The organism is Streptomyces sp. NPDC086023, from assembly GCF_044540325.1.
Lineage (GTDB): Bacteria > Actinomycetota > Actinomycetes > Streptomycetales > Streptomycetaceae > Streptomyces.
Genome location: NZ_JBITRX010000008.1, coordinates 80,313 through 93,652 on the forward strand (window position 1 = coordinate 80,313; position 13,340 = coordinate 93,652).

Genomic DNA, 13,340 nt, shown 5'->3' on the forward strand with positions numbered 1-13,340 from the left:
CGCACGATCATTGCGCACATCTGTCCAGGATGGGTGTTTGTTGCACGCCGGTGAAAGATCACTGCGCGGTAACGCTCCGCGACCATACTTGACACTTCGTCAGATCTGGCGGAAGGTGCGCCCGCTCCGGCATCGCAGGGCGCCGGATTTCGCCGCCCCCGCCCATGGCCGGGTCCCCGACGGGGCAGACGTTGGGGGTGGACGGCGGCGTGGGCGCGAACGTCCCGCACCCGACGATCGGAGGCGACCGGTGAGCACATGGCTGGACCCTGTCCCCTTCCTGCGCGGCGTGGCCTGGCTGGACGGCGGGCGGGCGGTGCGGGCCGACCCGGCCGACGCGGCCCGGCTGCCCTGGGACACCGGCGAGCGGGCCACCCTGCCCATCGGCGTACGGCTGGAGTTCGCCGCGCCGGCGGCGCAGGCGGTGGAGATCCGGTACCGGGCGACCGTGCCCGGGCCCACCGACTCGCTGCGGGACCTCGCACACGGCTTCGCGCTGTGGAACCGGGAGGGCCCCCTGCTGGAGGTGTTCACCGAGCCGGCCGCGGAGGCGGTGGTGCGGATAGAACTCCCCACGGGGCTGGGCCCGTTCACCGTCCACCCCCCGGAGACCCAGTCCCCGCTGATCCTCGCGGTGCGGGGCATCGGCGGGGAGCTCCGGCCGGCCCCGCACGCCCCGCGCTGGGTGGTGCACGGCGACTCCATCACGGAGGGCTGGTGGTCCACCCGTCCCGCGCACGGCTGGCCCGCGGTGGCCGGCCGCGCCCTCGGCCTCGACACGGTGAACCTCGGATACGCGGGGGCGGCGCGCGGCGAACTCCCCACCGCGGAGCAGCTCGCCGGGCTCCCGGCCGACCTGCTGACCCTCGCCTTCGGCACCAACTGCTGGTCCCGCGTGCCGTTCTCGGCCCCCCTGCTGTACGAGACCACGCGGGCCTTCCTCGACCTGGTCCGGCAGGGCCACCCGGAGACGCCCCTGCTGCTGGTCTCCCCCGTGCTGCGGCCGGACGCCGAGCGGGTGCCGAACAAGCTGGGCGCCACCCTGGGCGAGCTGCGGGCCGCGATGGAGCGGGCGGCACGGGAACGGATCCTGGCCGGCGACCGCCGGCTGGCGGTGCTGCCGGGGCTGCCGCTGCTGGCCCCGGAGCACCTGGCCGACGGCCTCCATCCGAACGACGAGGGCCACGCCCGGCTGGGCGCAGCCGTGGCCCGCGCGCTGCGGGAGGAGGGCTTCGTCGCGTAGCCGGCCGCCCCGCCCGGCGGTGGCGGCAGCGGCCCGGTCGCCACGTTGAACGGCGTCTTGTCCGCGCCGCCGGGCACCGGGAACCCCACGCCGCGCGCCCCCGAAACGCGCCGGGGCCGGAACCGCGTGGTGCGGTTCCGGCCCCGGCGGGGGTCCGTCAGTCCGGAGCGACTAGCTCCAGGAGGCGTACAGCGGCTTGCCCTCGGCGTAGCCGGCGGCGGACTGGATGCCCACGACGGCCTTCTCCTCGAACTCGGCCAGCGAGCCGGCACCGGCGTAGGTGCAGGAGGAGCGGACGCCCGCGATGATCGAGTCGATCAGGTCCTCGACGCCCGGACGGGACGGGTCGAGGAACATGCGCGAGGTGGAGATGCCCTCCTCGAAGAGCGCCTTGCGGGCGCGGTCGTACGAGGACTCGTCCGAGGTGCGGTTCCGCACGGCGCGGGCGGAGGCCATGCCGAAGGACTCCTTGTACAGGCGGCCGTCGGCGGCCTGCTGGAGGTCGCCCGGGGACTCGTACGTGCCCGCGAACCAGGAGCCGATCATCACGTTCGACGCGCCGGCGGCCAGGGCCATCGCCACGTCGCGCGGGTGGCGGACGCCGCCGTCGGCCCACACGTGCTTGCCGTACTTCTTCGCCTCGGCGGCGCACTCCAGCACCGCGGAGAACTGCGGCCGGCCGACGCCGGTCATCATGCGGGTGGTGCACATGGCGCCCGGGCCCACACCGACCTTGATGATGTCCGCGCCGGCGTCGATGAGGTCCTTGACGCCCTCGGCGGCGACGATGTTGCCGGCCACGATCGGGACCTGCGGGTCCAGCGCGCGGACGAGCTTGATCGCCTCGATCATCTTCTCCTGGTGGCCGTGCGCGGTGTCGATCACGAGCACGTCCGCGCCCGCGTCGAGCAGCTGCTTGGCCTTGCCCGCCACGTCGCCGTTGATGCCGACGGCGGCGGCGATGCGCAGCTTGCCCTCGGCGTCGACGGCCGGGCTGTACAGGGTCGCGCGCAGCGCGCCCTTGCGGGTCAGGATGCCGACGAGGCGGCCGTCGGCGTCGACCGCCGGGGCCAGCTTGCGGTGGCCGGCGTCGAGCTTGTTGAAGGCCTCGCGCGGGTCGATGCCGGCGTCGATGAGCAGCAGCTCCCTCGACATGACCTCGGAGAGCTGGGTGAAGCGGTCGACACCGGTCAGGTCGTGCTCGGTGACGACGCCGACCGGGCGCTGCTCCTCGTCCACGACCACGCCGGCGCCGTGGGCGCGCTTCGGCAGCAGCGAGAGCGCGTCGGCCACGGTCTGGGTGGGGGCCAGCACGATCGGGGTGTCCAGCACGAGGTGCCGGGTCTTGACCCAGGAGATGACCTCGGTGACGACCTCGATCGGGATGTCCTGCGGGATGACCACGAGGCCACCTCGGCGCGCGACGGTCTCCGCCATGCGGCGGCCCGCGATCGCGGTCATGTTGGCGACCACCAGCGGGATGGTCGTACCGGTGCCGTCGGGCGAGGAGAGGTCGACGCCCTGGCGGGAGCCGACCGCGGAGCGGCTCGGCACCATGAATACGTCGTCGTACGTCAGGTCGTACGGCGGCTTCAGGTCATTGAGGAAACGCACGTGCAGACATCCCAGTCGTTCGGAGGTACCTCGACAGGGCGGCAGCCGAGGCAAAACGCACGTACTTCATTCTCCCATGTCCGGACCATTGCGACTCCCGGGACGATCGTCCAGGACATACCGGGCCGGCTGGTCGTTTCCTACGGGACCTTGGTCCTTCCGGGGCTCATGGGGAGGGTGGGGCGGCGGTGGACGGGGCCCGTGGCGCCGGTCAGCGGGGTGCCCGGGGCGCCGTGCCGGAGGGCGACGATCTCCGCGGCCACGGACAGGGCGGTCTCCTCCGCGGTGTGGCCGCCCAGGTCCAGTCCGATGGGCGAGCGCAGCCGGGTGAGGGCCTCCGGGGGCAGCCCCTCCTCGCGCAGCCGGGCCAGCCGGTGGTCGTGCGTACGCCGGGAGCCCAGGGCGCCGACGTAGCCGACCGGCAGCCGGAGGGCCAGGGCGAGCAGCGGTACGTCGAACTTGGCGTCGTGCGTGAGCACGCAGACGGCGGTACGGGCGTCCAGCCGGCCGGCCGCCGCCTCGGCCGCCAGGTACCGGTGCGGCCAGTCCACGACCACCTCGTCGGCGCCCGGGAACCGCTCGGGCGTGGCGAAGACGGCCCGGGCGTCGCACACGGTCACCCGGTACCCGAGGAAGGCCCCGGCCCTGGCCAGCGCGCCCGCGAAGTCGACGGCCCCGAACACCAGCATCCGGGGCGGCGCGGCGGCGGACTCGACCAGCAGCGTGAGCGGCTCCCCGCACAGGCCCCCGGCCTCCCCCAGCTCGGCGGTGCCGGTCCGCCCGGCCAGCAGCAGCGCACGGGCCCGCCCGGCGGCGGCGCGGTCGAGTGCCGCACCCCCGCCGAGCCCGCCCTCGTACGAGCCGTCGTCCCGCACGGCCAGTGCCCGCCCCAGCCGCTCCGGCGGGCCGGCCACCACCCGGGCCAGCGCGGCCCGGTCCCCCCGCGCGGCGGTCTCCAGCACCGACCCGAGCACCGGCCGCACGGGGTCCCCGGTCCGCACCGGGGCGACCAGCACGTCCAGCACTCCCCCGCAGGTCAGGCCCACGGCGAAGGCATCGTCGTCGCTGTACCCGAAGCGGTGCACGCCGGGCGTGCCGGTCCGGATGGCCTCCAGGCACAGTTCGTGCACGGCGCCCTCGACGCAGCCCCCGGAGACGCTCCCGAGGGCGGTGCCCCGGTCGTCGACGGCCAGGGAGGACCCGGGCCCGCGCGGCGCGCTGCCGCTGACGGCGACCACGGTGGCCAGCGCGAACTCCCGCGGGGCCACACACCACGCGCGCAGTTCCGATGCGATGTCCAGCACGGCGGCCGTCAGCGGATGGAGGCGCGGCGCGCGCTCTGGCCGGGGATCAGGGGGCGGGGCGGCAGGACCGGTCCGGTCCGCCGGGACCCGTACGCCCCCGGGTCGAGGGTGCCGGTGCCGGCCCGTAAGGAGCTCTCGCTCCGGCGGCGGGCCGACAGCAGCGTCGCGGCGTGGGCGACGCTGGCGAGGGTGGCGTGGTGGTGCCAGCCGCGGAAGGAGCGGCCCTCGAAGTCGCGGATGCCGACGGGTTCGCAGACCTCGGCGAAGTCGAGCTGGACCCGGTCGGTCAGCTTGGCCAGCAGGAACAGCTGGGCCAGGGGGCGGTCCCCGATGTTGGTGATCCAGAACTCGCTGGGCAGCAGGGTTGCCTCGGTCCAGGCGCCGATGAGCAGCAGCGGCGGGTGGGGCGGGCCGCTGCGCTCCTCGCAGTGGGTGCCCAGGATCGTCGCCGAGGTCAGCAGGGTCACCGCGCCCTCGGTGCGGCCGTGTCTGGTCCATTCGACCACCCGGCGCTGGGAGCGCAGGGAGTCGATCAGCTCGCGCGCCGGGGCCAGGTGGAACCCCGGTTTGTGGCGGCCCGAGCCGCCGAAGGCCACCGGGAGGGAGCCGTCGACCTTGAGGACGAAGGGAATGTCCTGGACGCCGAGGGCGTCGATGGTGCCGGGGAGTTCGGAGTTGCCGACCTCCATCACCACCGGGCGGCGCTGGAGCTGCCAGGTGGCGGCCATCCGCTGGACGGCGTGCACGGCGTCCTGGGAGGGGGTCAGGGAGCGGGCGGTGTCCGGGATGCCGGCGCGCCGCCTGCGCAGGAGTTCGCTGGTCCAGGGACCCGGGAGGGTGAGGGTCCATTCGACCGGGAAGCTGGCCTCGCTGGAGGCGAGCCAGATGCCGCCCGCCTGCTGGCAGTTGGCTGTGCGTCCGAGCTGCGGTACGAACTGCCGGCCGACGCCGACGGACCGGTCGCCCGCCTTCTCGATCACCATGGGGCGGACCACCCAGGCCAGGGGCCGCTGCGCGGTGCGTTCGAGGTGCTGGGCGAGGGACCGGCGTACCGGGGTCCAGTCCCACGGGGATTTGCTGATGAACTGCTGGAGGCTCTGTTCCACGGAACTGGCCCCCGCGCCGGCGATATTGCGGATGGTCTTCTTACCCTCGGTGGATACGAGACCGTTGAGATAGACGCGGGCCCAGTTCCGCTGGTCCCGCCGGGGTAATGATTCGAAGAACAATGGAATCAGTACGTCGATTAATTCGGAGAGCTCCTTCGTGGATTCCTCCGGCAGGACTCCGCGAGCCATCTGCGCCTCCCCCGCCAACTTCTAGATCCAATACCCTACTTGACCGTTTCGAACGCCCGTAGGCCACCGAGGTTACTTCCTGAGGTCGCTGGCGCTTTCGAGCCGCTCTTCTTCTCCCACCACGAGCGGAACGGGGATCTGGTTCGCCGCGTAGTAGACCGCGATGAGCCCGTGTGCGACCAGTGTGGCGGGAGCGGAGAAGAAGGACAGGATGACGGTCAAGGGGTATGCCACCGCGCCCAGACCGAACCGCATCCGGGTGGCCCGGGCCCCCTCCTTGTCCACCGTTTCGTGGAACAGGTGCCCCACCCGCGTCACGTACCACCAGAAGCCGAGGAAGGCCAGGGCGTATACGACCGTCCACGCGCTGTAGAGGATGGCCGCGGCGTTGTCCGATTCCGGGTCGTTCAGGTTCTCGGCCAGTACCGAGGTCGTCCACGGGATCACCGAGACGACCATCAGGACCAGCAGGTTGAGGTAGAGCAGCGGCCGGTCGACCCGCTTGAGGTGACTGAAGATCGTGTGGTGGTTGACCCACATCACGCCGATGATGAGGAAGCTGACGACGTACGCGGCGTAGTGCGGCCACTGCTCCCAGAGGGCGTGCCAGAGTTCGTGCCCGCCTTCCTCAGGCACCTTGATCTCCAGCACCAGGATCGTGATGACGATGGCGAACACGCCGTCGCTGAAAGCCTCGACGCGGTTGGTCTCCTGCTCCATGACCGTCCCTGGATTCGTTTGTCGTGTGTGTGCGGGGAGGGGAGGGATTCCCGGCCCCTCCCCGCACACGCCTACCCACCGGACCCGGTTCAGCTTCCGAAGCCGGCCGTCTGCCGCCAGATCCGGCCATCGCGGACGACGAGGGTCCCGAACGCGTGCTCGGGCTCGCCGTTGAGGTTCATGATCGCTCGGTAGAAGATGGTGTCGTCGGTCTCGATGTACTCCTGGAGTTCGACCAGGGCGGGCTTCAGGGTGAGATAGCCGGTGAACGTCTCGCGTACGGCGTCGATGCCGGTGGAGACGCCCTCGAAGCGCAGCAGCACGGCGTCGTCCGTGTAGTTCTTCATGACGGCGTCGATGTCGAGGGCGGCCAGGGCCTCCATCTGGCGGACGAACACCGGGTGCAGCTTCTCGATCTCGAACTTGGGCATGTCAACTCCCTGTGGACGGACTGGACGGGCTGGACGGACTGGACGGACCGGATCGACCGGGTGGACCGGACGGACCGGGCGGCCGGGGCGGGCCGTTGGTGGCGGAGCGCCCCGGTGCGAGGGGCAGGCGTACGGTCATCCGGGTGTCGCCCGGCACGGACCGGGCGGTGAGCGAGCCGCGGTGGCGCTGGGTGACGATCCGGTACGAGAGGTGGAGCCCCAGGCCGGTGCCCTTGCCCACGTCCTTGGTGGTGTAGAAGGGCTCGAAGACCCGGGGCAGGGACTCCTCGGGGATGCCCCGGCCGGTGTCGGCGACCTCCACGACCATGCAGCCGCCCTCGGCCCGGACGCGGAGCGTGAGCGTCCCGGAGCCCTCCATGGCCTCGGCGGCGTTGTCGACGAGGTTGGTCCACACCTGGTTGAGCTCGCTGGGATAGCCCGTCAGTTCGGGCAGGTTCTCTTCGTACGCACGGACGACGGTGATACCCGTGAGCTTGGCCCGCAGCACGACGAGGGTGTTCTCCAGGCCCTCGGTGACGGCGAACCGCTGCTCCGGCGCCCGGTCCAGGTTGGCGTAGTCCCGGGTGGCCGCGACCAGCTGGGAGATCCGGGGGCCGGCCGCGCGCAGCTCGGCGGTGAGCGCCCGGGTCTCCAGGAGGGCGGCCAGGTGGTCCAGGGCGGCGGGCAGCGCCGGCTCGGTGACGCCCTCCAGCCGCTCCAGCAGCCAGCCCAGTTCCAGGCCGAGGTCGGCCAGACCCGCGGCGAGCAGGCCGGCGCCCTCCGCGCCGGTCTCCTCCGCCCAGTCCGCCAGCTCCTCCTCGGCGTCGGCCTGCGCGAGCGGGTCGCTGGTGGCGGGCGGCGGGAGGGCGTCGAGGCCGGCGGCGAGCCGGTCGAGCACCGCGCGCTCGGCGCCGTCCGCGACCGCGCCCCAGCTCTGCGCGGTCCGGACCAGCCGGTCGACGGCGGGCCCGAGCTCCTGGGCCGCCCGGGCCACCGCGGCGGCCGGGTTGTTCAACTCGTGCGCCAGGCCCGCGGCGAGGGTGCCGAGGGCCTCCACGGTGGCCCGCTTGCGGGCCTGGACCTCGGAGGACTTGATCCGCCAGGCGAGGACGGGCAGCAGCACCGCGGCCACGCCGTGGCAGCGGCCCAGCATCTCGAAGAAGACCTGCCGGGGGTACGTGACCACGCTGGTCGCCGGTCCCGAGGCGGCCGCGGTGGCGACGTACCCGCCCTCGGTGAGCAGCGGCAGCTCGCCGGTGAAGCGGTGGGCGGCGGAGGGCTTGCCGTCGTGCCCGTCGGCGCCCTCCTCCTCGGTGGAGTGCCGGGTGAGGACCTCCTCACGGCCGTCGACCACCTTGGTGACGACCAGCCCGCCGGCGAGCAGGACGTGGAACTCGGCGTCCGGGTCCCCGTCGTGGAACAGCACCTCGCCGTCGGCGAGGGTGCGCGGCCGGGAGACGGAGACCAGCCAGTCGAGCTGCTCCTCGGTGAGCCGCTCGAACAGTTCCAGGGAACGCAGGGTCGCGCGCAGGTCGCTCATCCGGTCGCCTCCTCGCGCCGCACCCGGGCGGCCAGCCCCAGGGTCGCCGCGAGGGCGACCAGGCAGACCCCGGCCACGGCGGCCATGAAGCCGACCGAGGTGCGGTGCAGTCCGTGGACGTTGGTCAGCAGGCCGGCCAGCACCGCCGGGACGCTCATCGCGAGGTACGCGAAGACGTAGACGGCGGCGGTGAGTTCGCCCCGGTGGGCCGGCTCGGCCAGGGCGCTCAGCGCGCGGAACGAACCGAGGAAGGCGGCACCCCAGCCGCTGCCCAGCACGGCGGTGGCACCGAGGAACACGGCCGGCGACCGCAGCGAGAGGGCCAGCAGCACGAGGCCGAGGCCGGTGACCATCAGGGCCAGCCCGAGCAGGGCGGTGCGCAGCGGGGCCACCGCGCCGAGCAGCAGCTGCGCGGCGGTGGCGGCCCCGGCGAGCAGCGCCACGGTCGCGCCGCCGACCAGGTAGTCGGTGCTCTCCAGCAGGGAGAGCGCGAGGTGCGGCCCGAGGGACAGGTAGAAGCCGCCGACCGACCAGACCGCGACGATGGTCAGGACGAGTACGGCGAACCGGCCCCGGACGCCCGCGGGCACCCGGATCCGGTGCGGCACGATCCGCATGCCGCCGCCCGCGCCCGGTGCGCTCTCCGGCATCCGGACCACCCCGGCCAGGGCGAGGGCGAAGGCGCCGACCAGCAGCAGGTAGCTGAGGACGGTGGGGGCCGGGGCGTACTGGACCAGCAGGCCCGCGCCGAGCCCCCCGAGCCCGATGCCCACGGTGGGGCCGGCGCTGTTGACCTGTGCCCCGAGGGCCGGCCGGGCGGGCGGGGCCAGCTCCAGCAGGGCGGCGCCCATCGCACCCGTGGCCAGCCCGACCGCGAGCCCCTGCACGGCGCGGGCGGCGAGCAGCCAGCCGAGGCCCTGGGCGCCGGCGAACAGCAGCATGGAGACGATGGCGAGCACCAGCCCCGCGCCGAGCACCGGCCGTCTGCCCAGGGTGTCGGAGAGCGAGCCGAAGCCGAGCAGCCCGGCCAGCACGGTCACCGCGTAGACGGCGAAGACCACGGTGACCGCGCCGGAGGACAGGCCCCACTTCTGCTGGTACAGCACGTACAGCGCGGAGGGCACGGACGAGGACAGCATGAGCAGCACGAGGACCGCCCCGACCACCCGGAACCCGTTGCCCGCCCGTGCCTCCCGGCGGGCCCGGTGGGCACCGCCGGTCTGCCGTTTGGACGTCTCGCTCAGCACAGCTACTCCCCCGAACTGTGGTTGCTCCCGGTCCCTCCGGCGTTCGAGGGGCTGGGGGGTTCCCCCGGCGGTGGCCGGGGGAAGGCGTGGGGGCGGCGCCCCCACGGACGGGGTCCGGGGCGGACTCCCGGGACGCGGAGCAGGGGCGGGCCGGGGCTAGCCCCGCAGGGCGGCCCCCGCACGGGCGAGGGCCCGGGCGGTCAGCACCCCCGCCAGGTGTCCCAGGTACTCCGCCGACACCCCTCGGCCCGGCACGAACCGGTCCGGCGGCTCCTCTCGGAAGGCGGCCAGCACGGCCGCGGTGTCCAGGCCGCCGCCCCGCAGCCGGTCCTCGACGCCGCGCAGCCGGACCGGCCGGGCGGTCGCGCCGGTGACCGCGACGCGGAGCCCGTCGGGCCCGAGCCGTACCGCGACCGCGCAGACCGGGTAGCGGGTGGCGCGGTCGGCGGTCTTCTCGAAGGCCGTGGCGGGTGCGGCCGGCACGGTGATCGCGGTGACCACGGACGCGGCGGGCGGGCCCGACAGCGCGAACTCCTCGGCCGGTACGGACCGCCGCCCGCCGGGCCCGGCCAGCAGCACCCGGGCGTCGGTCGCCAGTGCGGCGACCGGCAGGTCGGTGGCCCGGCCTCCGGCGGCCAGGTTGCCGCCGACGGTGCCGAGGTTGCGCACCTGCGGGTCGCCGTTGGCGCGGGCCGCGGCCGCCAGAGCGGGGGCGGTCTCCCGTACCCGCCGGTCGGCGGCGAGCTCCGCCAGGGTGGTGGCCGCGCCGATCCGCAGGCCCCCGCCGTCGGTCCGGCGGATGCCGCGCAGTTCGGCGAGCCGGCGGACGTCCACCAGCAGCCGCGGACCCCGGTCGGGGAAGACGGCGTCCCCGGTGCGCAGGTCGGCGAGCAGGCTCTGGCCGCCGGCCAGCACCCGCGCGCCCTCGGCCGAGCCGAGCAGCGCCAGCGCCTCGGGCAGCGTCGCGGGGCGCGCGTAGTCGAACTCGGTGAGGATCACTGGGCCTCTCCTCGCAGGCGGCGCCAGACCTTCTCCGGCGTGAGGGGCATGTCGATGTGGGTGACGCCGAGGTCGGACAGGGCGTCGACGACGGCGTTCACGACCGCGGCGGCGGGCGGCACGGTGGCGATCTCGCCGGCGCCCTTGGCCCCCAGGACGTTGTGCGGCGTGGGGGTGACGGTCTTGTCGAGGGCGAAGAACGGCGCGTCGGCGGCGCGCGGCAGGGCGTAGCTGCGCAGGTCGCTGCTGACCAGGATGCCCTCGTCGTCGTAGACGGCGGCCTCCATCAGGGCCTGGCCGAGGCCGTGCAGGATGCTGCCCTCGATCTGGCCCTCGACGATCTTGGGGTTGCCGATGTTGCCGGCGTCGTCGACGGCGGTGTAGGCCACCACCTCGGTCTCGCCGGTGAGTTCGTCGACCTCGACCACCGCGACGTGGGTGCCGAAGGGGTAGTTGAAGTCCGGCGGGTCGAAGTGGGTGGTCTCGTCGATGGCGGGCTCGATCTCCGGCGGGAGGTTCCAGCCGTACCAGCAGGCCATGGCGAGGTCGGCGAAGGCCTTGCCGTTCTCGGGGTTGGCCCGCTCGCAGACCCGGCCGCCCTCGTAGACGACCTGGTCCTCCGGCAGTTGCAGCAGTGCGGCGCCCGCGCGGCGCATCTTCTCCTTGACCTTGCCGGCGGTGAGGGCGACGGAGGGGCCGGCCATGCTGAAGGAGCGGCTGCCGTACGTGCCCTGGCCGTAGGGGGCCTTGAGCGTGTCGCCCTCGTACACCTGGACCAGCTCCGGGTCGATGCCGAGCACGTCGGCGGCGACCTGGGCGAAGACCGTGCCGTGGCTCTGGCCGGTGGAGGCGGAGCCGACGGTCACGGTGACCTCGCCGGTGGGGTGGACGCGGATGTTGGCGCTCTCCCAGGTGCCGCCCAGCATGCCCTCCTGGGACATCCGGGTGGAGGGGCCGACCCCGCAGATGGCGACGTACGTGGCCAGGCCGACGCCGAGCCGCCGGCCGCGGGTGCGGGCCTCGGCCTTGCGGGCGGGCATGTCGGCGTAGCCGGCCAGGGCCAGGGCCTTGTCGAAGTTCTCCTGGTAGCTGCCGGAGTCGTAGGTCCAGCCGAGGCCGTTGTCGTACGGGAACTTCTCGGCCGGGACCAGGTTCTTGCGGCGCACGGCCGCGGGGTCCTGGCCGATCTCGGCGGCGTACCGGTCCACCAGGCGCTCCATGAGGAAGGCGGCCTCGGCGCGGCCGCTGCCGCGCTGGGCGCCGAGCGGCACGGTGTTGGTGAAGGCCGCGTACACCTCGCAGAAGGCGGCGTCGACGTCGTACATGCCGGTGATGGAGCGGCCCATCAGGGCGGTGGCCACACCGGGTCCGATGGTGGACGGGTACGCGCCGAGGTTGGCGTGGCTGGTGCAGCGCACGGCGGTGATCCGGCCGTCGCGGGTGCCGGCCAGGGTGACGTGCTGGCGGTGGTCGCGGCCCTGGACGGTGGAGTTCATCAGGCCGGTGCGGGTGTCGACCCACTTGACCGGGCGGCCCAGCGCCTTGGCGAGCTTGAGCACGAGGGCCATGTCCGGGTAGAGGTAGCCCTTGGTGCCGAAGCTGCCGCCGACGGTGGGGGCGACGACCCGGAGCTTGTTGAACGGGATGCCGAGGACCAGCGCGGACAGCAGGAAGCGGTGGTTGTGCGGGCCCTGGGTGGAGGCGTGCAGCGTGTACTCGCCGGTGGCCGCGTCGTACTCGCCGACCGCGCCGCGGGGCTCGATGGGGCTGTTGATGGTGCGCTGGTTGACGAGGTCGAGTTCGACGACGACCTCGGCCTCGGCGATGGCGCGGTCGGTGCGCTCCCGGTCGCCGCAGGTCCAGTAGGCGTTGAGGTTGCCGGGTACGGCCTCGTGGAGCTGCGGGGCGCCCTCTTCGAGGGCGTGGTCGGCGCGGGTGACCACGGGCAGCGGCTCGTACTCGACGGTGATGGCGCGCAGCGCGGCGTGCGCCTGCTTCGGGGTCTCGGCGACCACGACGGCGATGGGGTCGCCGACGTGGCGGACGGTGTCGCCGGTGAGCACGGGGCGGGCGCCGGGCAGTCCGTACGGGTGGGGCGGGAAGTGGCTCTCCACCCCGCCGGGTATCCAGATGCAGGGCAGCGGCATGACGTCCTGGAAGTCGGCGGCCGTGGCCACCTTCAGGACGCCGGGCAGCTGCTCGGCGGCCTTGGTGTCGATGCCCAGGATGCGCGCGTGGGCGCGGTCGCTGCCGAGGATGGCCATGTGGGCCATGCGGGGCAGTTCGATGTCGGCGACGTACGTGGCCCGGCCGCGCAGCAGCTGCGGGTCCTCGCGGCTGTCGAGCGGCTGGCCGAGCGGTCGGTTGAGGTCCCCCACCACGGTGGTCATCGCGGTCATCCCTCCGTCGTGGCGGCCGGTCTGGAGGCGGCGGCCGCGGGCTCCGCGGCCGTGGCGGCGCAGGCGCGCTGCACACCGCGGACCACGCTGTGGTAGCCGGTGCAGCGGCACAGGTTGCCCGTGAGCCACTCGCGGATCTCGGGCTCGGTGGGCGCGGGTCCGTCCTGGCTGACGTCGAGCAGCTCGCCGAGGGACATGACCATGCCGGGCGTGCAGAAGCCGCACTGGGTGCCGTGCTCCTGGCGCAGGGCCTCCTGGAGGCCGGTGAGCTCGTCGCCGGCGGCGACGCCCTCGATGGTGGTGACCGCGCTGCCGTCGGCCTGCACGGTCAGCAGCAGGCAGCTCTTGACGGACCTGCCGTCGAGGCGGACGACGCAGGTGCCGCACTGGCCGGTGTCGCAGCCGACCTTGGTGCCGGTGAGTCCGAGTCCGTCGCGCAGCCGCTCGACGAGCAGTTCGTTCGGTTCGGCCGGAAAGCGTTCCGGCACGCCGTTGACGTTCAGTTCGACATTCATGACCACGCCCCTTCGCTGTGCTCCGTTGAC

11 protein-coding genes are annotated in these 13,340 nt (G+C 73.7%); 1 reads left to right on the forward strand and 10 read right to left on the reverse strand.

Annotation, left to right across the window (positions count from 1 at the left end; all coding sequences use genetic code 11):
* Positions 1 to 250 precede the first annotated feature (250 nt).
* Positions 251 to 1,243 carry a GDSL-type esterase/lipase family protein gene (locus tag ACIF6F_RS17550; RefSeq protein WP_399947390.1) on the forward strand — a complete coding sequence of 331 codons (993 nt, stop codon included), beginning with the start codon at positions 251 to 253 and terminating at the stop codon, positions 1,241 to 1,243.
* A gap of 171 nt (positions 1,244 to 1,414) precedes the next feature.
* On the opposite strand, the gene ACIF6F_RS17555 is transcribed toward ACIF6F_RS17550, so the two are convergent.
* The 10 genes from ACIF6F_RS17555 to ACIF6F_RS17600 form a co-directional block, all read right to left on the reverse strand.
* Positions 1,415 to 2,863, reverse strand: a complete 1,449-nt coding sequence (locus ACIF6F_RS17555; RefSeq protein WP_399947846.1) for a GuaB1 family IMP dehydrogenase-related protein — start codon at positions 2,861 to 2,863, stop codon at positions 1,415 to 1,417.
* A gap of 134 nt (positions 2,864 to 2,997) precedes the next feature.
* Positions 2,998 to 4,161: an XdhC family protein gene (locus ACIF6F_RS17560; RefSeq protein ID WP_399947392.1), complete on the reverse strand. Its 1,164-nt coding sequence runs from the start codon at positions 4,159 to 4,161 to the stop codon at positions 2,998 to 3,000.
* 8 nt (positions 4,162 to 4,169) lie between these two features.
* Positions 4,170 to 5,459, reverse strand: coding sequence for an IS701 family transposase (locus ACIF6F_RS17565; protein WP_399947394.1), 1,290 nt, complete (start codon positions 5,457 to 5,459; stop codon positions 4,170 to 4,172).
* 72 nt (positions 5,460 to 5,531) lie between these two features.
* A complete protein-coding gene (locus ACIF6F_RS17570) occupies positions 5,532 to 6,179 on the reverse strand; it encodes a TMEM175 family protein (protein ID WP_399947396.1) in 648 nt (215 codons plus the stop codon).
* A gap of 89 nt (positions 6,180 to 6,268) precedes the next feature.
* Positions 6,269 to 6,610 carry a nuclear transport factor 2 family protein gene (locus ACIF6F_RS17575; RefSeq protein ID WP_399947398.1) on the reverse strand — a complete coding sequence of 114 codons (342 nt, stop codon included), beginning with the start codon at positions 6,608 to 6,610 and terminating at the stop codon, positions 6,269 to 6,271.
* A gap of 1 nt (position 6,611) precedes the next feature.
* Positions 6,612 to 8,150: an ATP-binding protein gene (locus ACIF6F_RS17580; protein WP_399947400.1), complete on the reverse strand. Its 1,539-nt coding sequence runs from the start codon at positions 8,148 to 8,150 to the stop codon at positions 6,612 to 6,614.
* Entirely contained in the window at positions 8,147 to 9,397 is a 1,251-nt protein-coding gene (locus ACIF6F_RS17585; RefSeq protein WP_399947402.1) for an MFS transporter, read from the reverse strand. Before ACIF6F_RS17585 ends, ACIF6F_RS17580 begins: the two co-directional genes overlap by 4 nt.
* Before the next feature lie 156 nt (positions 9,398 to 9,553).
* Positions 9,554 to 10,396, reverse strand: coding sequence for an FAD binding domain-containing protein (locus tag ACIF6F_RS17590; protein WP_399947404.1), 843 nt, complete (start codon positions 10,394 to 10,396; stop codon positions 9,554 to 9,556).
* Complete coding sequence (locus ACIF6F_RS17595) at positions 10,393 to 12,795, reverse strand: xanthine dehydrogenase family protein molybdopterin-binding subunit (RefSeq protein WP_399947406.1); 2,403 nt, start codon at positions 12,793 to 12,795, stop codon at positions 10,393 to 10,395. Before ACIF6F_RS17595 ends, ACIF6F_RS17590 begins: the two co-directional genes overlap by 4 nt.
* A complete protein-coding gene (locus ACIF6F_RS17600) occupies positions 12,792 to 13,310 on the reverse strand; it encodes a (2Fe-2S)-binding protein (protein ID WP_399947408.1) in 519 nt (172 codons plus the stop codon). Before ACIF6F_RS17600 ends, ACIF6F_RS17595 begins: the two co-directional genes overlap by 4 nt.
* Positions 13,311 to 13,340 lie beyond the last annotated feature (30 nt).